The 26,578-nt window shown below is 58.1% G+C and carries 26 protein-coding genes and 1 pseudogene; 16 read left to right on the top strand and 11 right to left on the bottom strand.

Features of this window, described 5'->3' with window-relative positions:
- Positions 1–524: 524 nt before the first annotated feature.
- Positions 525–870 (top strand): annotated as a pseudogene (locus C8265_RS16230) (IS5/IS1182 family transposase); the annotation flags it as partial.
- A gap of 83 nt (positions 871–953) precedes the next feature.
- On the opposite strand, the gene C8265_RS20015 reads toward C8265_RS16230, so the two are convergent.
- The 6 genes from C8265_RS20015 to rpiA all read right to left on the bottom strand — a co-directional run bounded on the left by C8265_RS20015 (position 954) and on the right by rpiA (position 7,233).
- On the bottom strand, positions 954–1,082 hold the full coding sequence (locus C8265_RS20015; protein WP_420818877.1) for a hypothetical protein: 129 nt from the start codon (positions 1,080–1,082) through the stop codon (positions 954–956).
- A gap of 115 nt (positions 1,083–1,197) precedes the next feature.
- A complete protein-coding gene (locus C8265_RS16220; RefSeq protein ID WP_108485060.1) occupies positions 1,198–2,604 on the bottom strand; it encodes a DegQ family serine endoprotease in 1,407 nt (468 codons plus the stop codon).
- A 291-nt stretch (positions 2,605–2,895) separates the two neighbouring features.
- Complete coding sequence (gene hflC / locus C8265_RS16215) at positions 2,896–3,783, bottom strand: protease modulator HflC (protein ID WP_108485059.1); 888 nt, start codon at positions 3,781–3,783, stop codon at positions 2,896–2,898.
- Positions 3,783–4,931, bottom strand: coding sequence for an FtsH protease activity modulator HflK (gene hflK, locus C8265_RS16210; RefSeq protein ID WP_108485083.1), 1,149 nt, complete (start codon positions 4,929–4,931; stop codon positions 3,783–3,785). Before hflK ends, hflC begins: the two co-directional genes overlap by 1 nt.
- 82 nt (positions 4,932–5,013) lie before the next feature.
- Positions 5,014–6,372, bottom strand: a complete 1,359-nt coding sequence (gene gor / locus C8265_RS16205) for a glutathione-disulfide reductase (RefSeq protein ID WP_108485058.1) — start codon at positions 6,370–6,372, stop codon at positions 5,014–5,016.
- Between the two features lie 72 nt (positions 6,373–6,444).
- Positions 6,445–7,233: a ribose-5-phosphate isomerase RpiA gene (gene rpiA, locus C8265_RS16200; protein ID WP_108485082.1), complete on the bottom strand. Its 789-nt coding sequence runs from the start codon at positions 7,231–7,233 to the stop codon at positions 6,445–6,447.
- A gap of 167 nt (positions 7,234–7,400) precedes the next feature.
- Between rpiA and C8265_RS16195 the strand changes: the two genes are divergently transcribed.
- The 3 genes from C8265_RS16195 to C8265_RS16185 all read left to right on the top strand — a co-directional run bounded on the left by C8265_RS16195 (position 7,401) and on the right by C8265_RS16185 (position 10,928).
- The gene (locus C8265_RS16195; protein WP_108485057.1) at positions 7,401–8,774 is read left to right on the top strand and encodes an L-serine ammonia-lyase; all 1,374 of its coding nucleotides are present in this window, start codon (positions 7,401–7,403) and stop codon (positions 8,772–8,774) included.
- Positions 8,775–9,072: 298 nt separating this feature from the next.
- On the top strand, positions 9,073–9,993 hold the full coding sequence (locus C8265_RS16190; protein WP_108485056.1) for a DMT family transporter: 921 nt from the start codon (positions 9,073–9,075) through the stop codon (positions 9,991–9,993).
- Positions 9,990–10,928 (top strand): DMT family transporter, encoded by a 939-nt coding sequence (locus C8265_RS16185; RefSeq protein ID WP_108485055.1) that lies wholly within the window; start codon positions 9,990–9,992, stop codon positions 10,926–10,928. The genes C8265_RS16190 and C8265_RS16185 overlap by 4 nt, the downstream gene beginning before the upstream one ends.
- Here C8265_RS16185 and C8265_RS16180 read toward each other — a convergent pair.
- Positions 10,879–11,529 (bottom strand): thiamine diphosphokinase, encoded by a 651-nt coding sequence (locus C8265_RS16180; protein WP_108485054.1) that lies wholly within the window; start codon positions 11,527–11,529, stop codon positions 10,879–10,881. The two genes, C8265_RS16185 and C8265_RS16180, sit on opposite strands and share 50 nt — an antisense overlap.
- A 141-nt stretch (positions 11,530–11,670) precedes the next feature.
- On the opposite strand from C8265_RS16180, the gene C8265_RS16175 reads away from it, so the two are divergent.
- Positions 11,671–13,965: a hypothetical protein gene (locus C8265_RS16175; RefSeq protein WP_108485053.1), complete on the top strand. Its 2,295-nt coding sequence runs from the start codon at positions 11,671–11,673 to the stop codon at positions 13,963–13,965.
- Positions 13,966–14,037: 72 nt separating this feature from the next.
- Here C8265_RS16175 and C8265_RS16170 read toward each other — a convergent pair whose 3' ends face one another.
- Both C8265_RS16170 and C8265_RS16165 read right to left on the bottom strand, forming a co-directional pair.
- Entirely contained in the window at positions 14,038–14,265 is a 228-nt protein-coding gene (locus C8265_RS16170; protein WP_108485081.1) for a DUF2842 domain-containing protein, read from the bottom strand.
- 8 nt (positions 14,266–14,273) lie between these two features.
- Entirely contained in the window at positions 14,274–15,566 is a 1,293-nt protein-coding gene (locus tag C8265_RS16165; protein ID WP_108485052.1) for an adenylosuccinate synthase, read from the bottom strand.
- Positions 15,567–15,720: 154 nt separating this feature from the next.
- On the opposite strand from C8265_RS16165, the gene C8265_RS16160 reads away from it, so the two are divergent.
- From C8265_RS16160 to C8265_RS16150, 3 genes are all read left to right on the top strand, one after another.
- Positions 15,721–16,116 (top strand): DUF6524 family protein, encoded by a 396-nt coding sequence (locus tag C8265_RS16160; protein WP_108485051.1) that lies wholly within the window; start codon positions 15,721–15,723, stop codon positions 16,114–16,116.
- Positions 16,117–16,306: 190 nt separating this feature from the next.
- Complete coding sequence (secG, locus tag C8265_RS16155) at positions 16,307–16,666, top strand: preprotein translocase subunit SecG (protein ID WP_108485050.1); 360 nt, start codon at positions 16,307–16,309, stop codon at positions 16,664–16,666.
- A gap of 168 nt (positions 16,667–16,834) precedes the next feature.
- Positions 16,835–18,478 carry a CTP synthase gene (locus C8265_RS16150; protein WP_108485080.1) on the top strand — a complete coding sequence of 548 codons (1,644 nt, stop codon included), beginning with the start codon at positions 16,835–16,837 and terminating at the stop codon, positions 18,476–18,478.
- Here the strand turns inward: C8265_RS16150 and C8265_RS16145 are convergent, their stop codons facing one another.
- A complete protein-coding gene (locus C8265_RS16145; protein WP_108485049.1) occupies positions 18,479–19,255 on the bottom strand; it encodes an SDR family oxidoreductase in 777 nt (258 codons plus the stop codon).
- Between the two features lie 56 nt (positions 19,256–19,311).
- Between C8265_RS16145 and C8265_RS16140 the strand changes: the two genes are divergently transcribed.
- Entirely contained in the window at positions 19,312–19,605 is a 294-nt protein-coding gene (locus C8265_RS16140; protein ID WP_108485048.1) for a DUF1330 domain-containing protein, read from the top strand.
- The gene (locus tag C8265_RS16135) at positions 19,606–20,373 is read left to right on the top strand and encodes a 23S rRNA (adenine(2030)-N(6))-methyltransferase RlmJ (RefSeq protein WP_108485047.1); all 768 of its coding nucleotides are present in this window, start codon (positions 19,606–19,608) and stop codon (positions 20,371–20,373) included. It abuts the gene before it with no gap.
- A gap of 6 nt (positions 20,374–20,379) precedes the next feature.
- Here the strand turns inward: C8265_RS16135 and C8265_RS16130 are convergent, their stop codons facing one another.
- Positions 20,380–21,195, bottom strand: coding sequence for a MipA/OmpV family protein (locus tag C8265_RS16130; RefSeq protein WP_108485046.1), 816 nt, complete (start codon positions 21,193–21,195; stop codon positions 20,380–20,382).
- A 153-nt stretch (positions 21,196–21,348) separates the two neighbouring features.
- On the opposite strand from C8265_RS16130, the gene C8265_RS16125 reads away from it, so the two are divergent.
- The 6 genes from C8265_RS16125 (at position 21,349) to C8265_RS16100 (ending at position 26,577) form a co-directional block, all read left to right on the top strand.
- A complete protein-coding gene (locus C8265_RS16125) occupies positions 21,349–21,792 on the top strand; it encodes a tellurite resistance TerB family protein (protein WP_108485045.1) in 444 nt (147 codons plus the stop codon).
- A gap of 134 nt (positions 21,793–21,926) precedes the next feature.
- The gene (locus C8265_RS16120; protein WP_164512359.1) at positions 21,927–22,706 is read left to right on the top strand and encodes an ABC transporter ATP-binding protein; all 780 of its coding nucleotides are present in this window, start codon (positions 21,927–21,929) and stop codon (positions 22,704–22,706) included.
- Between the two features lie 24 nt (positions 22,707–22,730).
- A complete protein-coding gene (locus C8265_RS16115; RefSeq protein ID WP_108485043.1) occupies positions 22,731–23,456 on the top strand; it encodes a transporter substrate-binding domain-containing protein in 726 nt (241 codons plus the stop codon).
- Between the two features lie 84 nt (positions 23,457–23,540).
- Positions 23,541–24,416 carry an ABC transporter permease gene (locus tag C8265_RS16110; RefSeq protein ID WP_108485042.1) on the top strand — a complete coding sequence of 292 codons (876 nt, stop codon included), beginning with the start codon at positions 23,541–23,543 and terminating at the stop codon, positions 24,414–24,416.
- Complete coding sequence (locus C8265_RS16105; protein ID WP_108485041.1) at positions 24,413–25,252, top strand: ABC transporter permease; 840 nt, start codon at positions 24,413–24,415, stop codon at positions 25,250–25,252. The genes C8265_RS16110 and C8265_RS16105 overlap by 4 nt, the downstream gene beginning before the upstream one ends.
- Positions 25,249–26,577 carry a glutamine synthetase family protein gene (locus C8265_RS16100; protein ID WP_108485040.1) on the top strand — a complete coding sequence of 443 codons (1,329 nt, stop codon included), beginning with the start codon at positions 25,249–25,251 and terminating at the stop codon, positions 26,575–26,577. Before C8265_RS16105 ends, C8265_RS16100 begins: the two co-directional genes overlap by 4 nt.
- Position 26,578: the final 1 nt, after the last annotated feature.

The following is a 26,578-nucleotide window of genomic DNA, read 5'->3' as shown; positions in this document are numbered from 1 at the left end:
GCCCGCTGGTTAACGCGACACGCACTGCCTCAGCGCGGAATTCCAGGGTAGGGTTCGATGCCATGATGTCTCTCCTTTGTGGCAAAATACCAAGTCAAAGGAGCGGAACAAATCCGCGACAGGTCCAAACCGATGTTCCGGCCAATTGTTTCCTGCGACCCTGTGCCGGTCGCTTGGCTGCGTCATATCCTTCGCACATTGCTACGATCAAGCGTGGCATGACAACAGCCACCTGGGACAACAAAGGCTACCAAACGCCAAGGACAGCAAGTGGGCTCGCCCGACGAGGTCGCTTTTGAGGTGGGCTGGATTGACGAAGACCAGCTGAGAGCCCGTGCGGAACAGTTCGGAAAGAACGAATATGGCTCATGCCTCAAGGGACTCGCCCGGTGATCTGTGATTTGATGGTGACGTACAAGAACAAATCATGTACACCTTATTGGCACACGCGCAGTTGCTCCCGCGGCACCGTTTAATCCGCGAGCCAATCGATGGTGACACTGCCTTCGGGCATCATCTGCCATGGTGCCTTCGACACACGCAAGTGCCAAAATGCCATCGCCGCTCGCAGCGCTACGGCCATCATACGACCCCGCTAGAATGCCAAATCATGGAAGCCCGATAGCCCCGAGGCGATTACGCGAAACGAGGTGCTTCGCTCGTCGAAACACCTAGGTCGAACTATCTAGCGACGATGGAGCGGTTATCACCGCTGGAGCCGCGTCGAAACCAAGATGCATTCTGTAAAACTGCCGGGCCAACGCCTGGCCGCTCTAGATTTCGACCGTCAACTGCAGAGTTCCAAATCCATCTCGCTGTCCTAAACCCTTCAAAGCGCTCGACATACACGTCACCGAAGCTGTGGGATGACCACGTCCGGGAAAAGGTGAACCTCGGCCATCAGCTGATTTGTGTAACAGAGTCCGTTTGAACACGGAGTTCCGTTTGCAAAACTAATCCGGCAACTCGCGCCACTGAGCCCCGGTGTGAACGATCCAAAGGACCGCCTTAATGAATAGCGGGGGGGAGGCACGACCGTTTTGCCCTGGATCGGCGGATTTCCCCAAGCAATACGGTTCGATAATTGCCCACTACGCGTTGGCTAGGACCCTTTGCGTCAAGGTTGCTCTCATCTTTTTGCAACCTTGACGCAGGAGTCAGGCGATGTGTGAACCCCCGAACGTCAACAGCCCCTAATCATTCCAAGGTCAGCGCAACGAACCGGGGTTCGCCGGCCCGGCGAACCAACAGCAGGATCGATTTGCGCCCGGCCTCTTTCGCCTCTTCAATGCGCTCTTCGAGATCGGAGGCCGAGGTGATTTTCCGCTGGCCCGCTTCGGTAATGATATCACCGGCGCGGATGTTCTTTTCGAACGCTTCGCTGTCTTCGCCGACCTCTGTCACGACCAGGCCATCGATATTACCGCTCAGCTCCATCTCGCTGCGCATCTCTTCGGTGATGACCGACAGGGTCATGCCCAATACGTCGCTGGTGCTGGGGGCTTCGGTGGTAGGTGCAACAGCCGGAATCGCGCCTTCGGCTTCTTCGCGGCGACCAAGGGTGATCAGCAATGTTTCCGTCTTGCCTTCGCGGTACACGACCACGCGCACGGCTTTGCCCACTTGGGTGTTGCCGACTGTGCGAACCAGACCGCGTGTGTCTTCGACATCTTTGCCATCAAAGGTGATGATCACATCGCCCGCCTTCATGCCACCGTCTTTTGACGGGCCATCGGGCACATCTGTCACCATGGCGCCGGCCGCTTTTTCCAGACCCATGGATTCGGCAATATCGGGGGTGACATCCTGAATCCGGACACCCAACCAACCGCGACGGGTTTCACCGAACTCTTTCAGCTGATTGACCACGCGGGTCACCACATTGGACGACATGGCAAAGCCAATCCCGATTGATCCACCATTCGGGGACAGGATCGCGGTGTTCACGCCGATCACTTCGCCGTCCATATTGAACAACGGACCGCCCGAGTTGCCCCGGTTGATCGCGGCGTCGGTCTGGATATAATCATCGTAGGTGCCCGAAAGCGCGCGGTTGCGGGCCGAAACGATACCCGCCGAAACCGAGAAACCCTGACCCAAGGGGTTGCCCATGGCCATCACCCAATCGCCTGTGCGCATGACGTCACTGTCGCCAAACGGAACAAACGGCAAGGCCGCAGGCGCCGTGACCTTTAACAGTGCAATATCGGTATTGGGGTCGGTGCCCACCAGCTCTGCAGGCAGTTCTTTGCCAGAAAAAAACTCGATCAGGATTTCATCGGCGCCTTCGATCACGTGATTGTTGGTAACGATGTAACCGTCCTCGGAAATAACGAAACCCGATCCTAACGCCTGACTGCGGCGCGGGCGCTGGCCCTGCCCCGGGTTTGTCCGGTCATTGAATTCACGGAAAAAATCCTCGAACGGGGATCCTTCGGGTACAATCGGGCCGGGGCCAGAGCGTTGGGCGACAGTTGTGGATGTGGTGATATTTACCACCGATGGGCTGATCTTGTCAGCCAGATCGGCGAAACTTTCTGGTGCGCCGCGGGCATGGCCCGCAATTGCCTGGGCCAGGACCAATGCAGTGCCCAGGACAAGCATCCAAAGCACCTGCAACGGGTTTGGAACGGCCTGTGTAAGTGTTCTTGTTTGAGATTTCACGAAATGCTCCTCCAGAAAAGCATGGTTGAGGCAAGGCCCGGCGCGGAGCACGGGGGCCTTAACCTGCCTATGGGGTCATAGATAGTGCCGATATATCACATCGCCAACAGCAATCCTTGCCCCTCACCACAGCGTGATTTGACCGTGAAATTATTATGAAAGCTTTAACAGGAAAAACAAAAAGGGCCGGTGCATGCACCAGCCCTTTGTTATTGGCGATAAATAGCCGCCTCAGCGATCAGATGCGGGTCGTTGATCTGACTTGAGATAGTCGAAAAATTCGCTGTCAGGTGACAAGACCATCGTCGAATTTTCGGATTTCAGCGCCCGCTGATACGCGTTGAGCGAGCGGTAGAATTCAAAGAATTCCTGATCCGCACCGAACGCTTCGGCGAAAATTGCGTTTCGCTGGGCGTCGGCCTCACCTCGGGTGATTTCAGCGTCGCGGGTGGCTTCGGATACCAATTCGACAACGGTACGATCTGCGGTTGCGCGCACGCGCGATGCCGCTTCCTGACCGCGGGCGATTTCATCCGCCGCTTCGCGTTCCCGCTCGGCGCGCATCCGCGCAAACGTGGCATCAAGGTTCTGTTCAGGCAGCGCGGTCTGTTTGAGACGCACATCCAGCACCTCAAGACCCAAAGGCGCCGCACGGGTGCGGGCCTGGGCCGTTATGCGCGCCATCAGTTCGGCACGATCGGCCGAGATGATGGTGTTCGACGTTACGCCCTCAGAGCCCAAAACCGCACGGATCTGTGGATTGAGGATCCCTTCCAGACGGCTTTCCGCCGCCCTTTCACCGCCAAGACCAACAGCCTGACGGAACTGCACCACATCGCTGATCCGGTAGCGCGCAAAGGCGTCTACGATCAGACGGCGGTCATCGCTGGGCGTGACTTCGATGGGATCGGTGTCGATGGACAGGATCCGCCCGTCATAGCGCACAACCTCTTGGATCAGCGGGATTTTAAACGCCAATCCCGGCTCTTCCTTCACGGCCTTGATCTGACCGAACTGCAGCACCAGCGCCTTTTCGCGTTCGTCGACAATGAACACCGACGACATCAGGACCGCACCAACCAGCACGATGGCCGGCAGAAGAATAGCAGACTTTTTCATCAGTTCGACCCTCCGGTGGAATTGCGGCGCAACTCGTTAAGCGGCAAATAGGGCACAACGCCCTGCCCGCTGTTTTCGCCGTTGGTATCAAGGATGAATTTATCCACACGGCCCAACACGTCTTCCATGGTTTCAAGATACAGACGCTTGCGTGTCACTTCGGGCGCTTTGACATATTCGCTCAGAACAGCGGTGAAACGGCTGGCCTCACCATCCGCTTCGTTGACGACCTGGGCGCGGTAGGCTTCGGCCTCTTCCAGAACTTTTGCCGTTTCACCACGCGCACCGGCCAGGGCCTGGTTGGCATAGGCATCGGCCTGACGCTGTAATGTATCACGGGTCTGCTCGGCGGCCTGCACTTCGCGGAAGGCATCGATCACCTCGGCCGGGGGATCGGCCTTGTCCAGGTTCAAACGCACGACATTGATGCCGGCGTCATAACTGTCCAACGTGAACTGAATCAGTTCCTGCACGGTTGTTGCAATCAAACCCCGGTCACGGTTCAGGATCGGCGCCAGTTCGCTGCGTGCGATCACTTCGCGCATGGCCGATTCCGAAACGGCGCGGATTGTCTGCTGCGGATCACGCAGATTGAAAAGATAGTTGGCAGGATTGCTGATGTTCCAGACCACTTCGAATTCGATATCAACGATATTGGCATCGGTGGTCAGCATCAAACCATCGCCACCCGGCCCGCTTGTACCGGCAACGCCAATCTGTTCGGTCTGTTCACGCGTTACAGGCAATACTTCGGCAGTGACCAACGGCCAGGGCGCAAAGTTCAGGCCGGGGCCGCCTGTGGCCGAATATTTACCCAGAAACAATTCAACTGACTGTTCTTCGGGGCGTACGGTGTAAAAGCTGGAAAACACCCACAGGCCCAACACGGCAATCGCCGCAATTCCAACGGTTCCGCGCGAAATTCCGCCGCCGCCATCGCCACCCGTTCCGGTGCCTTTGTTGCGCCCGCCGCGCCCGCCCATCAGAACACGAAGCTGTTCCTGGCCTTTTTTCATCAGTTCTTCGATTTCGGGGATCTGCGGGCCATCACTTCCGGGACGCCGATTACCTGGCCCCCGATCATCACCGTTTCCGCCGTTTCCGCCGCGGGGGCCGCTCCCCCAAGGTCCGCCGTTGTTGCTGGCCATCCAGGTTTGTTCCTTTTGTTGGTCAGTATCTGCTGTTGCTGTAACTGTGTATTTTTGCGCCAAAATCAACCTTTCAGCGCCATTAGGCTGTACGCACCGGGGTGCGCATCGTTACCAATTCCTCGGCAATTGTCGGGTGAACCGCCACTGTACGGTCGAAATTTTCCTTTGTGGCGCCCATTTTGACCGCGATGGCGGCAAGTTGTATCAACTCGGCCGCGCCCTCTGCGACGATATGGCACCCCAGAACCTTGCGCGTTTCCGCATCGACGATCAGTTTGAACAACACCCGGTCACTGCGCCCGGCAAAGGCGGTTTTCATCGGTTTGAACGCGGTGGCGTACACTTCGATGCTGTGATCCTTGCGCGCCTCTTCTTCGGTCATCCCCACATAGCCATATTCGGGCTGCGTAAACACCGCGCCGGGCACGCAGGTATGATCGGCCTTCACCTTTTTGCCGCCAAACACCGTGTCGGCAAAGGCATGGCCTTCGCGGATCGCCACGGGGGTCAGATTGATCCGATCGGTGACATCGCCCACGGCATAAATCGACGGCACGCTGGTTTGAGACCACTCATCAACCAGAATTTCGCCCCGCCGTCCCAGTTTCACACCCAGGTCTTCCAGACCCAGCCCCGTGGTATTGGGCATGCGTCCGGTGGCGTACAAAACCGCGTCATAATGGCGGTCCTTGCCGCTGGTCGCCTTTACCCAAATCCCTTGGTCCTGCTGCTCCATCTCCATGACATCGCAACCCAACGACAGGCTTACGCCGCTGTCGATCATCGATTCGCCGATATGGCCGCGCACCTCTTCGTCAAACCCGTTCAGGATTTGCGCGCCCCGGTAAAATTGCGTCACCTCAACGCCCAGACCGTTTAGGATGCAGGCAAATTCACAGGCAATATAACCGCCGCCCACAATCAGGATCGATTTGGGCAGTTCCTCTTGCAGGAAAATCTCATTGCTGGTCATCGCAAGATCGCGGCCCGGCAAATCGGGCACAAACGGATAGCCGCCCGTGGCAATCAGGATATGTTTCGCCGATACCGTCTGCCCATCGGCCAACACGACCGTGTGGGCATCTTTCAACACCGCGCGGCTGTCGTAAATCGTGACACCGGCGTTTTGCGCATTGCGGCGATAGGCGGCTTCAAGACGGTCAAGCTCTGTCTCAAGATGCGTTTTGAACTTGGGCCAATCGAAGCCGTTCTGGCGAATATCCCATCCATAGGATTTGCCATCTTCCATCATCTGGGAAAACCCGCTGGCGAACACCATCAGTTTTTTGGGTACGCAGCCGCGGATCACACAGGTGCCGCCCATCCGGAATTCTTCGGCCAACGCCACCTTTGCGCCGCCTTCGGATGCGGCAATCCGCGCCGCACGCACCCCACCCGAACCGCCACCAATAACAAAAAGATCATAATCGAATGTCAATGCAGCGCCCCCGTTTCAAACGTCGCGTGGGTATCCCACACAGGGGCGCGAAAGGCCAGAGCAGGCGGCGCCCTATTCGCCCAGATCACGAAACAGGTTGTCAGTATCGACAAAATCGATCTTGTCCTGCTGGGTGACGCCGGTGTTCACATCTTTTACCTCGACCCGGCCATCGCCATGGCCAATCACCACCACATCGCAAATATCAATGAACAATCCGTTTTCCACGATTCCCGGAATTTGATTGATCACCAGGGCCAATTGGCGCGCATTGCCGATACGATTAAGATGCAGATCCAGGATATAATTCCCCTCATCGGTGACAAAAGCGGTATCTCCGGTCATGCGCAGGGTGCCGGTATCGCCCAGAACATCCAGCGCGGCCAGGGTTTCCTCGACCAGCGCCTTGGTGGTTTGCCACCCAAACGGCACAACTTCGACGGGCAAGGGAAACGCGCCAAGGGTTTGCACCTGTTTCGATTTGTCGGCGATGACAACCATGCGGTCACTGGCGGTTGCCACGATCTTTTCTTGCAACAACGCGCCGCCACCGCCTTTGATAAGGTTCAGCTCGTCATCAAACTCGTCCGCGCCATCAATGGTGACATCCAGCCACTTTGCCTCGTCCAGAGTGGCGACCTTGATCCCGACCTGACGGGCCAGTTCGGCGGTGCGGGTGCTGGTCGGCACACCGGTGATGCGCAAACCATCATCTTTCACCATCTCACCCAGACAACGCACCAACCATGCGGCGGTGCTGCCGGTGCCAAGGCCGACACGCATGCCGTCCTCTACAAAATCACACGCGCGCTTTGCGGCGACAAATTTGGCGGTGTCGATGGGGGACAAACGAGACGACATCGGCATGGCTCCGGGGTTTGGGCATCAAATAACTGTGTTATAAGCCGCCTGCGCCCCGGGTGCGAGCGATTAATCCCACAGGTTGAGCGATACGAAGAATATCGCCTTTCCCTGGGAAATTCGCGGTAACTGGGGCAGATGACCGAAATCATACCCCAGGGGGCGCCATGTTCTTATCCGTGTTCGATATGTTCAAAATCGGGATCGGGCCATCCTCGTCCCACACCATGGGCCCGATGGTGGCTGCGGCGCGATTTCTCGATCAACTGCGCGGGCTGCCCTTTACCGCCCACGGAGTGCGCGCCATCCTGCATGGCTCACTGGCCTTTACCGGAGTGGGGCACGCCACTGACCGCGCCACGATCCTTGGCCTTGCCGGATTCGAACCCGAGACATATGATTCGAAAATGGCCGAGGCCGCCCTGGCCACCATTCGTGTTGAAAAGTCGGTTTCGCCAACGGGGTTACAACCTTTGGCCTTTGACCCGGAAACCGATCTGAAATTCGACTATGGCCCGCCCCTGCCCGGCCATGCCAACGGCCTGATCCTGATGGCCACCGACGCCCAAGGCGATATCATCGCGCAGGAAACATACTATTCCGTCGGCGGCGGATTTGTTCTGACCGCCGATGAACTGGCCAGCGGTGCCGATACCGACGACGGGGCGCCAGTGCCCTTTGCCTTCAAATCCGCATCGCAAATGTTGCACATGTGTGCGGAAACCGGCAAATCCATCGCCGAGCTGAAACGGATCAACGAACTCAGCCGTCGCAGCGCGGCGGACCTTGATAAAGGCATGGCGCGCATCTGGCAGGTGATGAACACATGCATTGATCGCGGATTGGCCACCGAAGGGACCCTGCCGGGTGGCCTGAACGTACGCCGCCGCGCCAAAGGCATCCATCAGGCACTGCAGGCCGAACGTGGCATGAACCAACCCGCACCCCATACCATCAACGACTGGATGATCAGCTATGCCATGGCGGTCAATGAAGAAAACGCAGCCGGGGGCCAAGTGGTGACCGCACCCACAAACGGTGCGGCGGGCGTAATCCCTGCGACGATCCGCTACTATCTGGATCATGTGCCCGGCGCGTCAAAAAAACGCATACCCGATTTCTTGCTGACCGCCGCAGCCATCGGCGGGCTGGTCAAACACAACGCCTCCATTTCCGGCGCGGAATGTGGCTGCCAGGCCGAAGTGGGCAGCGCTGCGGCCATGGCGGCCGCAGGATTGGCCGCCGTTCTGAGTGGCACACCCGAACAGATTGAAAACGCCGCTGAAATCGCGCTTGAGCATCACCTTGGCATGACATGTGATCCGGTGCGCGGCTTGGTGCAGGTGCCCTGTATCGAACGCAACGGCCTCGGCGCGATCAAGGCAGTCTCCGCCGCCTCCCTTGCCCTGCGCGGGGACGGCACGCATCTGGTGCCTTTGGATTCGGCAATCGAAACCATGCGCCAAACCGGTGCAGACATGAGCGAGAAATACAAAGAGACATCATTGGGCGGATTGGCGGTCAATGTACCCAACTGTTGATGTTATGACATGGCGATAGGACAGGAGCCTCCGGCGGGGATATTTAAGAAAACGAAAATGAAAGCGGTCCGCCCGGCAAACCGAACGGACCGCCATTTCCGTTTGCGGTCATCGGCGTCCCCGCCTGTACCGCTCTTAAATAATCCAACGGTAACCTTAACAAGTTGTAAAAATCTCATTTCTGTTTCGAAAATATCCTCGGGGGGAGCCGAAGGCGGGGGGCAGACAGCCCCCCTTCTACGTTGGCCACAGGCATTCGCCCATTGTGGAGCTGTGCGCCGGGCATTAGCGTCAGGCCATGACATCTGATCGCCCTGTTCTTGGTATTCTGCTGATGGTTGGCTTCTGCTTTACCGCGCCGGTTATGGATGCCTTTGCAAAGCTTGCCTCTGACACAATTGGCGTCGGGCAAATTGTGGCATTCCGGTTTGGGATACAGGCGTTGTTGCTGCTTCCGGCGGTGATGTTTCTGGCCCAGCTTGCGTGGCCCGAGCGGCGCGATTGGGGTTTGCATATCTTGCGCGCGGCGCTGATCATTGTGGCGACAGGCGCATTCTTTTCGGCGCTGCGGGTGATGCCGATTGCGGATGCGATTGCGATTTTCTTTGTTGAACCGTTCATCCTTACCCTGCTTGGCGCGCTTTTTCTGGGTGAATCCATTGGCTGGCGGCGGATCGGGGCATGTGCGGTGGGGTTTGTCGGTGCCTTGGTCATCATCCGCCCCAGCCTTGCGGTTTTCGGTTTGGTGGCGGCGCTGCCGCTGGTTACGGCATTCTGTTTTGCATTTTACATGGTGCTGACCCGGCGCATTGCCCGACGCATTCCGCCTGTAGCGTTGCAATTCTGGACAGCGGTGGCCGCGACGCTGTTGATCCTGCCGATTCTCTGGCTCACCCATGACCGGGGGTTTCAGCCCCTCGCGTTGACCATGCCACAGGGGGTGGCCTGGATCTGGATCATGAGTGTTGGTGTCATAGCGTCGATCTCGCACATGATGATCAGCTTTGCGCTGAAGTTTGCCCCGGCCGCCACGATAGCCCCCTTACAGTATCTTGAGATCGTGGCCGCGACCACACTGGGTTATTACATCTTTGATGACCTGCCTGACGCGCAGACCTTTTTGGGCATCGCCCTGATCGTGGCTTCGGGCCTGTATGTCTTCCTGCGCGAGCGGCGGTTGGAGCGGGCGGCCATGTTGGCCCCGCAACCGCCCGTATGATACCGCGCGCCGCCGATCGCCCGCTTTTGGGCATTGTTCTGATGTTGGGCTTTTGCGTTCTTGCCCCGATGGGCGATGCCACGGCCAAACTGTTGGGCGATACCATTCCCGTGGCGCAATTGGTGGCGGTACGTTTCACGCTTCAGGTGGTGTTTCTTGCGCCGTTCGTGGTTTTGGCGCCGGCGGTGTTGCGGCTAAACCGGCGGGTTCTGATGCTGACGGTGGTGCGCACGGTTCTGCATATCATCGGCATTGGCGCGATGTTTCTGTCGCTGGTCTATTTACCCATCGCCGAGGCCATTGCCATCGCATTCGTGATGCCTTTTTTGTTGCTGCTTTTGGGCAAATACGTTCTGGGCGAAGAAGTGGGCCACCGCCGCATGGCCGCTTGCGCCGTTGCGTTTTGCGGCACTTTGATGGTGGTTCAGCCCAGCTTTGCCCAGTTTGGCGCCCCGGCTTTACTGCCACTCATCGTGGCGGTGGTGTTTTCGCTGTTCATGCTGGTCACCCGGACCATGGCAAAAGACGTCGATCCGATTGCGCTTCAATTTACCAGCGGGGTCATGGCATCGGCGCTGTTGATTCCGGCTCTGGCATTGCTTGATGGCACGGGCCTGCCACAGCTTGATCCGGTTATGCCGCACGGGATGGCATGGATTTTTCTTTTGCTTTTGGGCCTGTTGGGCACCGTTGCCCACCTGATGATGACCTGGTCGTTGCGATTTGCGCCATCGGCCACGGTGGCCCCGATGCAGTACCTTGAAATTCCGGTGGCCACGCTGATCGGCTGGGCAGTCTTTGGTGATCTGCCCAATGGTCTGGCGGCGGTCGGAATCGCGGTGACTTTGGCCGCCGGGCTTTATATCGTGTGGCGCGAACGCGGGCTTAGCGCAACCCTGTCAAAAGCGCAGACAGCGCAGCGCGCGGCAGAATAAGCAACATACCGGGCCCGTCAAACGCCAGCTGAACCGCCCCCGAGGCCCGGTTGGATGTGCCGCTGCGCCGCCCGGGCGCAAATTTCAGCCCATCAATCGGCCAGGTCAGCCCGGTTGATCGCCCGGTTACCGCCGCCATCGGAAATAGCGACACGCGCGTTCCCGGCGCCAGTGCCAAATCAATAATCTGCGGCACATGGGCGACGATGTCATGTTCGCCAATCAATACGATGGCACGGTCCTGGCGCACCAACACCGACAATGCGGCCAGTTCATGGTCAATCTGCCCGCCCAGAAACCCCAGACCCAGGATTAGGGGCGCATCAATTCGCGCCAGGCATTTCTCGAAATCCGTGGTCTCCTGACACGGGTCGTGAATCACCCGCGCACCGATTCTATCTCGTGCGGATTGTGAAATTGAATCAAGATCGCCAATCGCCCAATCGGGCATGTGCCCCAGATCCAGAATCCTGTCCGCCCCACTATCTGCCGCCACCAAAAGCGGCGCAATTGATCGCGATTCGTCGAAATCCCCAACAAATACAGGCCCCCCACCGACCAGGGTTGCGCCCAGGTCATGGGAAATGGCATCGTGAATCATGGTGAAATTAACCCTATATCAGCATATTGGACACAATCTGGCCCAGAAAAAACACCATGTGCATCGCAGTTATGCTCCGATTTGCGAACCATTACGTGGTAAACATACCCTTGCTGGATCGGGGGAGAAAGCGAGTAACCGATGGTTGGATCAAGTAAGATTCTGACTGTTTCATATGGCACGTTTTCGTGCACACTTGAGGGGTTTGATCAACCTTTCGAGACGATGAAATCAATTGCGGAATACTTCCGCGATCTGGCTGCCGACGACCGCTATTTCGGTGCCGAACCACCGCAACCCGATGCGCAAATGCTGCACCAGATCGCCGAGCGTGAGGTCAAGCGGCGGGTGGAAACCAAGCTGGGCAAGAATGGTGTCGTGCTGCGTCAGACCGCCGATGCGATTACCGCTGGCCCCGACGATATGCCTGACGGCCCTGCGGCAAAGACGACCAGCCCCATAGATGATCGCCGCCCGTCGCAGGATTTGCCATCGGATCAGGTTGATCCTGGCGATAATACCCCGTTTGAGGTTGATATCGATGGCGGAAGCGTTGCCGCCAAATTGTCGCGGATCCGCGCCGTTGTGGCCCGTGCCCGCGCCAACCGCTCCGCCGATACAGCCTTTTCCGAGGATGAACCGGTTGAGAGTTATGTAAACACAGCCCCCGAAATTCCAACCGAGGATAACGCGCCGCTGTCGGACCACGGTGACGATTTCGCGACCGAAGCCGTGTCCGAGGATGATTCAGAGCCGACACAAAGCCTGGCCGATATGATCGCAAAGGAAGCGGAAAGCAGCGCAGACGACGCCGCAGCCGAACGTGCCGCAAAGGAGGCTGAGGAAGCCGAAAAAGCAGAGGCAGAACGCGCCGCCAAGGAAGCCGAAGAGGCCGCAAGGGCAGAGGCAGAGCGCGCCGCCAAGGAAGCTGAAGAGGCCGCAAAGGCAGAGGCAGAGCGTGCCGCCAAGGAGGCCGCAGAAGCCGAAAAGGCAGAGGCAGAACGTGCCGCCAAGGAGGCCGCAAAGGCAGAGGCAGAACGTGCCGCCAAGGAGGCCGAAGAAGCCGAAAAGGCAGAAGCAGAACGTGCCGCAAAGGAGGCCGAAGAGGCCGCAAAGGCAGAGGCAGAACGTGCCGCAAAGGAGGCCGAAGAGGCCGCAAAGGCAGAGGCCGAGAGTGCCGCGAAAGTTGCGGTGCCTTTGGCGCCCATCGCCCGAGTGATAAAGCTGAAGCGGACCGAATTTGAGGCGGCCCTTGCCGCCGGTGAAATCGAAGAGATCGAAGATGACGACTTGGGCGACGACGATGATATGGTCGCGGAAATCGAAGTCGACAGTGAAGAGGACAATACCCAATTCGCAAATGATCTTTTGGAAGACGATGCAGACGCAGACGCCGATATTGCTGACACAATCGCCGCTGCCTTGGGTGAGGACACATTCGAAGAGGATGACGAAAACGTATTTGCCGACTCAGATGCGGACAGCGATGATACCCTGACCGAGGGCATCCGCGAATTGATCGGGCAAACCTCGCTTGACCAGGACGATGCCGCGGATCTGGCTGAAGAACTGGCCGCCGTTGAACGCGAAGCCGCCGCCGCCGCAACCAGGGCCGCCGAAGCAGAAAAAGCCAAGGCCAGACAAAGATACGCGGAGTTGATGGAGGATTGGCGCGACGATGCCGAAGACTCTGCCGAGGAAATGGCGCCGACCGAAGACAGCGACGAACAAGCACTGAACCGCCTGCTCGATGAAACCAACGCAAAGTTCAGCGAAACCGAAGGATCGCGCCGCCGCTCGGCCATCGCACATCTGAAACGCGCTGTTGCCGCCACCAAAGCTGACCGCCTGATGAAAGGCAATCGGACGGAACCGGCCGAAGAAAAAACCATGCACCAGTATCGCGATGATCTGGCCCAAGTCGTGCGCCCCCGGCGCCCGGTGGCCGGACCGGCAAAATCTGATGATACGCCCAGCGGTCGCCCGACCAATCCGCTTGATCAGCGGCCGGCGCCATTGGTTTTGGTGTCAGAGCAAAGGATTGATAAATCCGCGCAACCCAGCAGCCCAGCCGGAATCGTGCGCCCCCGTCGGGTTTCCGCAAAACGCCCGGAACCAGAAGTAGCGCAAATCGAGGCAAAAACCGACGGCACGATCAGTTTCTCGGATTTTGCACAGAAACGTGGCGCCTCTGATCTGTCTGAAATCCTGGAAGCGGCGGTCGCCTATTCCACTGAGGTCGAAGGCAAGGCAGAACTGTCGCGCCCACAAATCCTGCGCCGTGCCGCATCTCTGCGCCCGGATTTGGCCCAGAGCCGCGAAAAAGGTCTGCAGAGTTTTGGCCAACTCCTGCGGTCGGGTCGAATCCGCAAGGTTGGCCAAGGGCAGTTCGCGCTAAACGAAAGCCCGCAAAAACAAAAAAGCGTCGGCGCTTAGCCCGTTTGCCCACCCAAGATGAAAAAGGCGGCCCGTCATCAGGGCCGCCTTTTTACGTTCTGGCAAGGTGATCTAAGGATCGCGGTTGGCATCCGGGTCGGCCTGACCGATCCCCCTGAAAACAGCCCGGAACGGAAGAGCCCAGACAATGCCCAAAATGACATAGATCAGCAGTTCAACCAATATCGATGGACGCTCCAGCAGGGTCACCGCCCAACTCGCCGTTAATATGTAAAGGGGCAGCGCAATCAACAGGATGACCAATGCCCAACGCCGCCTCGCCTTATAGCTTAGTGCCATGAAACCCCTCAATCGGCGAACGGGTCGGTCACCAGGATCGTGTCCTCCCGCTCGGGTGAGGTAGAGAGTAGCGCGACCGGGCAACCGATCAACTCTTCAACGCGGCGCACATATTTGATCGCTGCGGCGGGCAGATCGGCCCAGCTGCGCGCGCCTTCTGTCGAATCGCTCCACCCTTCCATTTCTTCGTAAATCGGAACACAGCGCGCCTGTTGATCAGCAGCGGTCGGCAGATAATCCAGCCGGGTGCCATCCAGATCATAGGCAACGCAAATTTTCAGGGTTTCGAACCCATCCAGCACATCAAGTTTGGTAAAGGCAATGCCGTTGACACCCGAGGTCATGCAGGTTTGGCGCACCAGCACCGCATCAAACCAGCCACACCGCCGTTTGCGCCCGGTGACCGTGCCAAATTCGCGGCCCCGTTCGCCCAAACGCTGACCGGTTTCATCATTCAGCTCGGCGGGAAACGGACCTTCGCCAACCCGGGTCGTATAGGCTTTGACGATACCGAGCACGAAATCGATAGCACCCGGCCCGATTCCCGTGCCGGTGGCGGCCTGCCCCGCGATGACATTGGACGAGGTTACAAACGGGTATGTGCCAAAGTCGATATCAAGCAACGCGCCCTGTGCACCCTCAAACAAAATCCGTTTGCCGGCGCGGCGCTGTTCGTTCAACACCTTCCAGACCGGCGCGGCGTATTCCAGAACCGATGGCGCAATGGCGCGCAACGCTTCCAGCAATTCGGCGCGGTCAACTTCGGGCAACCCAAGGCCACGGCGCAACGCATCATGGTGCACCAACGCGCGATCCACACGGGTTTCCAACGTGGCCGCATCGGCCAGATCCGCGACGCGGATTGACCGGCGTCCCACCTTGTCTTCATAGGCCGGGCCGATTCCCCGCCCTGTGGTGCCGATTTTGGCAACTGCGCTGTGGCTTTCGCGGGCGCGATCCAACTCTCCATGAATTGGCAGGATCAGCGGCGTATTTTCGGCAATCATCAGATTTTCAGGCGTGATATCAACGCCCTGAGCGCGCAGTTTGGCGATTTCTTCGACCAGATGCCAAGGGTCCAGAACCACGCCATTGCCGATCACCGACAATTTGCCGCCGCGCACGATGCCCGATGGCAGCAAGGACAATTTATAAACCGTGCCATCAATCACCAGGGTGTGGCCGGCATTGTGGCCGCCCTGGAACCGGGCGATCACATCGGCCCGCTCGCTCAGCCAATCCACGATTTTGCCTTTTCCTTCGTCTCCCCACTGGGCTCCGACGACGACGACATTGGCCATTTGGCATCCTTTCCGGTTGTGCTGTAGAGACCTGCCTGTGGCGGCCCGCGCCCGTATACGCGCAGCAATCGCTCAGGACAAATGGAATCCCATTAGGCTTTACACTTGCCCTGCCGCTCTGCCATCAAAAGAGCAGTTTGATAAGGGGCGCGTGATGGGATTTGTGCTGCGGTGGATCTTTGCGTTTGTGTTGCTGGCGGCAACGTTCAACCCGACGGAATGGAATTTCGTGCGCTGGGCGCGGTCGAATTACGAAACCCAGATGTCGCTGACCGTTTTGTTGGGCCTGCTTCTGTTCATCGGTTATATCATCTATTTACGCGCCACCCTGCGATCTATCGGCGGGATCGGCATGATTCTGGTGGCGGCGGTGGTCGCCGCGCTGATCTGGGTATTGTATGATTGGCGCGTTCTGCGGCTGGACAACCGCGATCTGAACATCTGGATGGGCCTTATCGCGCTGGCCACTGTCTTGGGAATCGGATTGAGCTGGAGTCTGGTTCGGCGCAAGATTTCAGGTCAGGCCGATGTCGATGATATTGATGAATAGTCCCCTATCGTCTGTCCAAGCAGGCATATCTGGTTCGACGGGCCTTGGGTAAAACGACATATTGCATCAAGGCCCTGCTGTTTTACACGACAACACCGGGCCGATGCGCCGCCTCAGGGCACCTTTGGGGTTGCGGCGCGGGCGTTTGGCTTTTAGATACCGCCTGTCGCAATGCCAAAGGCCGCCCGTCATGGAAAATATCGTTCTTGCCGTTCATCTCATATTGGCGCTCTGCCTGATCGGCGTTGTTTTGTTGCAACGCTCCGAAGGGGGCGGCCTGGGTATGGGCGGCGGCGGCGGCGGTGGTGCTGTATCGGCCCGTGGCGTGGCCACGGCGCTGACCAAGCTGACCTGGATCTTTGCCATCGCGTTTATCTGTACCTCGATCGGCCTGACAGTGATTGCGGCGCAGAAATCTTCGGGCAGTTCCGTGGTTGATCGGTTGGGCACCCAAGCGCCCGCAACCGAATCCACAACAACGCCCAGCGGCAGCGATTTGTTGCCGCCCCCCGCCACAGACGCGCCAACACTGCCACCGCGCGCCGATTAAATCGAACGCCTGTTGGGGGCTGGCGACGGCGCCCCGAAATATTGCGCTCTGGTTGCGGGCAGAGCGTAAATCCATTATAGATCAAACCCCGTGATGGTGCGTTGCGCGCACCGCATTCAAACAGTTTTGCGTCGCAATGCGGCGGGTTTTCACGGGGGTCAGTGCGCCATGGCACGGTATGTTTTCATCACGGGTGGTGTTGTGTCTTCGTTGGGCAAAGGGTTGGCGTCGGCCGCCCTTGGTGCACTGCTGCAGGCGCGGGGATTTTCTGTGCGTCTGCGCAAGCTTGACCCATATCTTAACGTTGATCCCGGAACGATGTCGCCGTTTGAACATGGCGAAGTGTTCGTCACCGACGATGGCGCCGAAACCGATCTGGATCTTGGGCATTACGAACGTTTTACCGGCGTTGCCGCGCGCAATACTGATTCTGTGTCTTCGGGGCGAATCTATTCCAACGTGTTGGAAAAAGAACGGCGCGGCGATTACCTGGGCAAGACGATTCAGGTTATTCCCCATGTTACCAATGAAATCAAAGATTTCCTGAAAGTCGGCGCTGACGAGGTCGATTTCATGCTTTGCGAGATCGGTGGCACCGTGGGTGATATCGAAGGCCTGCCGTTTTTCGAAGCGATCCGCCAGTTTGCACAGGACCGACCGCGCGGCGAATGTATCTTCATGCATCTCACCCTGCTGCCGTGGATCGCGGCCAGTGGTGAGTTGAAAACCAAACCGACCCAGCACAGCGTCAAGGAATTGCGCAGTATCGGCCTGGCCCCCGACATTCTGGTGTGCCGAAGCGAGAGGATGATCCCGCAGAAAGAACGCGAAAAGCTGGCGCTGTTCTGCAACGTGCGCTTGGACAGCGTGATTGCCGCCTATGATCTGAAATCAATTTACGAAGCGCCATTGGCCTATCACCGCGAAGGGCTGGATCAGGCCGTTCTTGACGCGTTCGGCATTTCACCCGCCCCTAAACCCAACCTGACCCGTTGGGAAGATGTGTATGACCGCATTTACAACCCCGAAGGTCAGGTGCGCATCGCCATTGTCGGCAAATATACCCAGCTTGAGGATGCCTATAAATCCATTGCCGAGGCGTTGACGCACGGCGGCATGGCAAACCGGGTCAAGGTAAACATCGAATGGGTCGACGCCGAAACCTTTGAGCGGACCGATGCCGCCACCGCATTGGAAGGATTCCATGCGATTCTGGTGCCCGGCGGATTTGGCGAGCGTGGCACCGAAGGTAAAATCAAAGCCGCCGAATATGCCCGCACGCGCAAGATTCCGTATCTTGGCATTTGTCTGGGCATGCAGATGGCGGTGGTCGAAGCCGCGCGCAATCTGGCCGACCTGCCCCATGCCGGGTCCGAGGAATTTGACCACGAAGCCGGGGGAAAACGTTTCACTCCGGTGGTTTACCACCTGAAAGAATGGGTGCAGGGCAACCATACAGTGGCGCGCCGCGTCGATGACAACAAAGGTGGCACCATGCGTCTGGGGGCTTATACCGCCCATCTGACCGAAGGATCGCGCGTGGCCGAAATTTACGGCACCACCACAATCGAAGAGCGCCATCGCCACCGCTACGAAGTCGACCTGACCTATCGCGCCGCGCTTGAGGAAAAGGGGCTGAAATTTTCGGGCATGTCGCCCGATGGCCGCCTGCCCGAAATCGTGGAAATCGAAGATCACCCTTGGTTTATCGGCGTGCAGTTCCACCCGGAATTGAAATCAAAACCCTTTGATCCTCACCCCCTGTTCAAGGATTTCGTGCGCGCCGCGAAAGAGGTGTCGCGCCTCGTCTGATCACGCCAACATGCCGGTGTCACCACAGATCGACAAAGCCTGGCCCGAAATCGTGCGCGCACGTTCGGAGGCGAGGTAGACGCATTGATCACCAATCTGCGCGGGCGTCACATATTCCTTTATCGAAGTATAGGAAAACGCCCGCGCTTCCACGTCGCCAAACGACAGGCCCATGCCTTGGGCCTTGGCCTCTAGCACCCGACGCTGGCGATCCCCGGCAACCAACCCCGGCAGTATCGCGTTGACCCGCACACCCGCACTGCCCAACTCGATCGCAAGAGATTTGGTAAACCCGATTACCCCCCATTTCGCCGCTGCATAGGGCGCGCGCAGGGCAAATCCCAACCGCCCCGCCAAGGATGAAACGTTGATGATTGCGGCGTTTTCGCTGTTCTCCAATGCCGGAATTGCCAGGCGTGCGATGTTGAATTGGCCCGTCAGGCAAACCGCCAGGCAGCGATCCCAATCGGCAGGGTCGATATCTTTCACCGCCCCCGTCGGGCCGGCGATCCCGGCGTTGTTGATTAGGCAATCCAATCCGCCCAGCACGCTCAACGCCGCGGCCATGAATGCCGAAACCGCTGTACGATCAGCCACATCACAGGCAAATCCGGTGATTTTCGGGTCGGTATCGGCCAAAGAGGTCAGCGCGGCGGTATCCACATCGCACACGACAACGCGCGCGCCTTCGGCCACGAATCCCCTTGCGATGGCTAACCCGATGCCCGCCGCCCCCGCCGTTACAATCACCCGATGCCCATTTAATCCCAGATCCATCCTTGCCCCTTTCAAACTTCTGCGTAGGGTGCAGAAAACCACCAATAGGAGCCACCATGCCCAAAGGTTACTGGATCGCCAACAATATCGTGCATGATGTCGAAACTTATGAACGCTACAAGGCCGCGAACGGCCCGATTTTTGCCAAATGGAACGCCCGGTTCATCGTGCGCGGCGGCCAACAACACACCGGAGAGGGCACGCCATATCCACGCACCGTCGTGATCGAATTTCCCAGCTACGCCGATGCAATCGCCTGTTACGAAAGCCCCGAATACCAGGACGCCAAAGCGATTCGCACGCCGGTTTCCGAAAGTCAGCTGATCATCGTCGAAGGCTATGACGGTTAGATGCTGTCGTATCAACACGGGTATCACGCGGGCAATCTGGCCGATGTTCACAAGCACACGCTTTTGGCTTGGGCGCTTTCATATCTGACGCGCAAGGATAAGCCGCTCAGTTACATCGAAACCCACGCAGGCCGGGGGCTGTATGATCTGACGGCCCCCGAAGCGTTGAAAACCGGCGAAGCGGCGGCGGGAATCACCCGGGTTGAGCCATTATTGCCCCCCGATCACCCTTATCGCGTGGCTTTGGCTGTGGTGCGTGCGCAGCATGGCGCAACTGCCTATGGCGGATCACCTCTGATTGCCGAGGCTTTGTTGCGCGATTGCGACGGGATTCATCTGGCAGAATTGCACCCCCGCGAACATGCCGCTTTGGCAGACATATCCGGCGGCAGATTGTATAAAACCGATGGTCTGGCCTTGGCGCAATCCCTATTGCCGCCAACGCCACGCCGGGGCCTGATGCTGATCGATCCAAGTTACGAGGTGAAAACCGAATATGCGGCATTGGCAAAACTGCTGCCGCAATTGCACGCCAAGTGGAATGTCGGGGTTATCATGCTGTGGTATCCTATTCTGGTCGATAACCGCCATCGCGCGATGGTGCGCAGCCTGACACAGGCGATACCCGGTGCCCTGTGCCATGAACTGCGGTTCGCACCCGCCCGCCCCGGCCACGGGATGCACGGCAGCGGTGTCATAACCGTCAATCCGCCGTGGGGCATGCAGGATGAGGCGCGCCGCCTCACCCAGTTATTTTCAGACCTTTGATTTCGTTTAGAAATCCAGCGTGATACGCCGTGTCAGGCCGATACGAATACCGTATTGATCCCGCTCACCGGCGCGAACAATGGGGCTGTCGGCGGCATCATTGGTCAGACGATCCCAGGTAATTGCACCCTCGACGCCCCAATCATCATTGATCTTATAGGCCGCGCCCAATTCAATGCCCGCGCTCAACAAACCACCGCCCGCATTGAATGCGCCGCCCGCATAACCGCCGGGGCCTGCGGCCTCGGCCAGCGAAACGCCGAAATAGGTTTGCGCATAGGTGTCGGTGCCCATGAACAGACGTGGCCCCATCGACAGGGTCAAACGATCTGTGGGGTGAATTTTGACATCCGCGCCCAGTTCACCAACAAAACTCTCGTGCCCCACAACCCCATAGCGCACATCGGCAAAAGCATCGAAATTACGCGATGTATAGGCAACGCCAAGGCCCAGTTCGACACTGGCATCCACGTCATTCAAACCCGACAGTTCCACATGGTCCGACGTGTCGCGTTTTGAGATATAGCGGAACGATCCGCGCATCCCGATCCCGTAACGCGGATCGTTGGGATCGGTTGATCCGATCGACAAACCACCGGGCAAGCGTGCAAAATTCAAACTGAACCCCGCATCCGGCCCAATGCTATAATCACCCGACCCGAAATAATCTGGCGTGACTTTGGCACCGCCGCGCAGGGTAAACACCAAATCCGGGCTGGACGATGGCGCCGCTTGGTAAATCGGGGCTGGTGCATCCTGCGCAAACCCCGCAGCAGGGGCGCAGAGGGCGAGAAGTGCAAAAAAACGGGGCAGCAGGGCCATGGTGATTCCATCGCAAAAGGTTAAGACACGCCAATATATAGCGGTTTTTTCACGCGCACGTAGGCAAAAAGATACAACATTATGTGACATGGTATTTCTGCCATACCATTAGCGCCCCTTTCCCAATTGCCGCCCTGCCCTTATATCCCACATATGTTTAAAGAATTCTTGACGCGGCTCACCGCACCCGAACCTGATACATTGTCTGACCCTGACGCGCGGCTTGCCCTGGCCGCGCTGCTGGTGCGTATTGCCCGCGCCGATGACGATTATTCTGATGTCGAAATCGCCAAAATCGATCGTGTACTCTGCAAACGGTACGCGCTTTCTCCGTTCGAGGCCGCCGCCCTGCGCCGCGAGGCGGAAAGTCTGGAATCCGAGGCGCCCGACACCGTGCGTTTCACCCGCGCCATCAAGAACGCCGTCGCGTTCGAGGATCGTGTGCAAGTGGTTGAAGCCTTGTGGGAAATCGTTCTGGCCGATGGCGTGCGCGACGAAGACGAAGACGCGCTTTTGCGTCTGATTGCGCCGATGCTGGGCCTGAATGACCGCGACAGCAATCTGGCCCGCCAGCGGGTCGAGGCGCGCCAGCCGTGATCGGCGCACAAAGCGCGTTTTGCGGTGTTTACATCGCCAAAGCTCAGGCTTACCCAACGTCAGCGGCCAATTCTGCGTTGCAATCGCGCGGCTAATCCGCCCTAATCGGCGAAATTCACCAACAGGGTTCCATTTTGTCAAACACTGCCGCCCCCGTGATCGAAATCCGCGATTTGCACAAAAGCTATGGCGCCCTTGAGGTGTTGAAAGGGGTCGATATGGTCGCCCCGCGCGGGCATGTCGTGTCATTGATCGGATCGTCGGGGTCGGGCAAATCCACGCTGTTGCGCTGTGCCAATCTGTTGGAGGACAGCCAGCAGGGCGAAATCAAATTCGAAGGCGAGCCGATTGAGTGGCGCGGCACCGGTCTGGCCCGCAGGCCGGCCAACCGCGCCCAAGTGACGCGCATCCGCACCAATCTTTCGATGGTGTTTCAACAGTTCAATCTGTGGGCACACATGACAATTCTGCAAAACGTGATGGAGGCCCCCGTCACCGTTTTGAAACGTGACAAGCACGAGGTCGAGGCAAAGGCGCGCGAATATCTGGCCAAGGTCGGGATTGGGGACAAATGCGCCGCCTACCCCGCCATGCTGTCGGGGGGTCAGCAACAACGCGCCGCCATCGCCCGCGCCTTGTGCATGGAGCCGCGCGCCCTGTTGTTTGACGAACCCACATCGGCCCTTGATCCGGAACGGGAACAAGAGGTCGTCAAAGTCATCAAAAGCCTGGCCGAAGAAGGGCGCACCATGTTGTTGGTGACCCACGATATGCGCCTGGCCCATGATGTATCCGACCACGTAGTGTTTTTGCACCAGGGCCGGATCGAAGAAGAAGGCGCGCCTGCCGCTGTGTTCGGCGCGCCGCAAACCCAACGCCTGCAACAATTCTTGAATGCAGGCCAATCCAAATAACCTTACGAAACGGGAGATTATAAAGTGAAGACTCTTATTCTTGCGACTGCTGCTCTGGCTTTGACGGCGGGCATGGCCCTGGCCCAGGACACGACCGTTCGGCTCGGCACCGAAGGCGCCTATGCGCCCTATAACTTCATCAATGACAATGGCGAAGTTGACGGGTTCGAACGCGACCTTGGGGATGAATTGTGCAAGCGCGCAGAGCTCACCTGTGAATGGGTGACCAATGATTGGGATTCGATCATCCCAAACCTGGTGTCAGGCAACTATGACGCGATTATCGCGGGCATGTCGATCACCGATGAACGCCGCGAAGTCGTTGATTTTGCCGAAAACTACACCCCGCCGTCGCCCTCGGCCTATGTCGCGCTGAGCGATGATGCCGATATTTCCGGCGGTGTTGTCGCCAGCCAGGTCGGCACGGTACAGGCCAACCATGTGGTCGATTCCGGTGCCACGCTGGTTGAATTCGCCACGTTCGACGAAGCGGTGGCCGCCGTGCGCAACGGCGAAGCCGACGCCGCGCTGGCCGACAAGGATTTCCTGTTTCCCATCGTCGAGGGTGAAACCGACATGATGTTCGTGGGCGAAGATGTCCCGTTGGACGAAGGTCTGGGCATGGCGTTCCGCAAATCCGATCCCGAATTGCGCGAATCGATCACCGCCGCCATTCAATCCATGAAGGCTGACGGTTCGCTGAATGAGTTGATCGTCAAATGGCTGGGTGCGGACAGCGCTCAGTTCTGATCACGGGGGGGGCGGGGCGCAAACCTGCCCCCTTTTTCTTGCTGAAAATATCCAGATCCCGCCATTTGCAAAAGGTGCCGCGCCATTTTTCAGTGTAGCGATCCCAAAACCCTCGACGGCTTTCACTGGCTTGCCTGTTATCTGACAACGGGCAAGCACATGGCGTTTTATGGCTCGTTCGGGACGGTGATGTTGTTGTTGGCGGTTACCGCCCCGGCAGCGTTGGCCTTTGGCTTTGGGGGGGCGATGGCGGCGCGCAGCCCGGTTTTGCCCCTGCGCTGGTTTGGCAAGGCTTATACGTCGATTGTGCGCGGCGTGCCTGATATTGCATTTTTCCTGTTCTTTGTGATTGCATTGGATCAGGGGTTTGAATGGCTGCGCCACCAGGTGAAATGCCCCGATTGGGATATGCCGATCCGCCAGGGCAATGATTTCGTGGTCTGCGCGGCGGCCAAATTGCCCCTGTCCAACAGCCCGCAATGGGTGCACGAGGCGTATGGATTTTCGCTTGCGGTTCTGACCTTTGCGATTGTGTTCGGGGCCTTTGCGGCGAACGTGCTGTTTGGCGCCATGCGCGCCGTGCCCAACGAACAGATCGAAACCGCCGAGGCGTATGGCCTGTCGCGCAGCCAGACATTTTGGCGCATTCTTGTGCCACAAATGTGGATCTATGCCCTGCCCGGCCTGTCAAACCTGTGGATGATCCTGATCAAGGCGACGCCGCTTTTGTTTCTTTTGGGCGTCGAGGACATTGTTTATTGGGCACGCGAACTGGGCACATCGAAAGCGTCGATGTATGATTACCCCCACCCCGATTGGCGGTTGTATTATTTTCTGGGTCTTTTGGTGTTTTATCTTGGTTTGACCAAAGTATCCGAAATCGCGCTGGCGCGGCTTACCACGCGCCTGTCGCGCGGTCAGGCCACCGTCGCGGGCGAAGAGCAAAGGCGCGCGGCATGAGTTGTCTGGAAACAATTCAGGCTTATGGGCTGCGCTCAATCGGAATTGGCGAACGTCTTTTGCCGCGAAGTGATTTCACATTGTGTGAACAATTCACCCTGATCGGGTCGGGGATGATCTGGAACATCTATTTCGGCATCATCGCTTTGGCGTTTGGGTTTTTCCTGTCAATCGCCGTGGCCATGGCCAAATCGGCGCACAGCCCGCTGATCCGGAAACCGGCCGATTGGTTCGTGTTTGTCTTTCGCGGATCCCCCTTGTTCATTCAGTTTTTCCTGGCCTATGAAACCTTTGTTTTATTGCCCCGGCTTGGTTTTGATTTGAACCTTGGATTTACGGAAATCACCGTTGAAACACGCTGGTTGACGCGGGCCTGGGCGGGCGCGCTGATCGTGCTGTTCCTGAACACTGCCGCCTATGCGGGCGAGATTTTTTATGGCGCGCTGCGTTCGATCCCCAAGGGCGATATGGAGGCCGCCGATGCCTATGGCTTTACCGGCTGGCGCAAGTTTCGCAAAATCACGTTTCCCACCATGCTGCGCCTCGCCTGGCCCTCGTATACGAACGAGGCGATATTCCTGTTTCACGCCACAACGCTGGTGTTCTTTTCCAGCTTTCCCGCCTGGCAGCAGCGCGGCGATGCCTTGTATTACGCCAGCTATTTTGCCGACAAGACGTTTAATCCGTTCATCCCCTATCCGATTCTGGCGGGTTACTTTATTTTGCTGACATTGGCGGTGATTGGCATCTTTAACCTTGCAAATAAGCGGCTAAACCGACATTTGCCGGGTGAGCAGCGCGCAAAGCTGCGCATTCGCCCTCAGGTTATCAGATGAACCTCTCCGAACACCCCGAAATCAAAACCATCCGTGTCGCGGCATCAGACCTGAACGGTCAGCCCCGTGGCAAACGGATGCCCGCCCGCCTGGCCGAAAAGGTATTTACCGACGGCTCCCGGTTTCCCTATTCCGTCATGTTTCTGGATATCTGGGGCGAAGATATCGACGACAGTCCCCTGGTGCATGATGCGGGTGATCCGGACGGCGTTCTGTTTCCCACGGAACGCGGCCTGATCCCGATGCCTTGGCTTGAGGCACCCACCGCGCTGTTGCCCCTGTGGATGTTTCACGAAGATGGCCGCCCCTTTGCCGGCGATCCGCGCCATGCCCTGTCGGATGTGCAAAACCGCTTTGCCGCCAAGGGTCTGACTCCGGTGGTTGCAACCGAGTTGGAGTTTTATCTGATCGACGATTCCGGCAAGGATCTGCGCGTTCCAAAATCGCCCCGATCCGGCAAACGCCGCCAAGGGGCCGAAATCCTGTCTCTGCGTGCGCTGGATGCCTGGGACAGCTTTTTTACCGATCTCTACGATGCCTGCGATGCCATGGATATTCCTGCCGAAACAGTGATTTCCGAGGCGGGCAAGGGCCAGTTTGAGGTCAACCTGACCCATGTGGCCGACCCGCTAAAGGCCGCCGACGATGCCTATTTGTTCAAACTTCTGGTGCGCGGCATGGCCCGCAAACACGGGTTTGCCGCATCGTTCATGGCCAAACCGTATGAAGAGCACAGCGGCAACGGGATGCATGTGCATTTTTCGGTGCTGGACCGCGACGGCAAGAATATTTTCGACAATGGCGGCCCCGAAGGCACCCCTGCCCTGCTTCATGCGATTGCCGGATGTATGGCGGCGATGCCCGCCTCGACCCTGCTGTTTGCGCCCCATGGCAACAGCTACGACCGTTTTGTGCCCGGCGCCCATGCGCCCACTGCCATCGCGTGGGGCTATGAAAACCGCACGGCGGCGATTCGCGTGCCGGGTGGGGCCACGGCGGCACGGCGGATTGAACACCGGGTGGCCGGGGGCGATGTGAACCCCTATCTGATGATTGCGGGAATTTTGGGCGCGGCGCTGAACGGTATCGAAGATGGGCTGATGCCCGCTCCGGCGATCACCGGCAATGCTTATACGATGGATCTGCCGCGCATGCCCACCACCTGGGGCGCGGCAATTGATGCGTTTGAAAGCGATCCGGTGATGAAACGGATCCTGCCCGAAGCATTGATCAAGAATTTCGTGATGACAAAACGCCAAGAGCTGCACTATCTCGCCGAGCTGACCGAAGATGAGCAGATCGAACTGTATCTCGATACGGTTTAGC

Source organism: Oceaniglobus ichthyenteri, from assembly GCF_003057885.1.
Classification (GTDB): Bacteria; Pseudomonadota; Alphaproteobacteria; order Rhodobacterales; family Rhodobacteraceae; genus Oceaniglobus; species Oceaniglobus ichthyenteri.
Note: the sequence above shows the minus strand (reverse complement) of the source record. Positions and strands in the feature narration are given on the sequence as shown.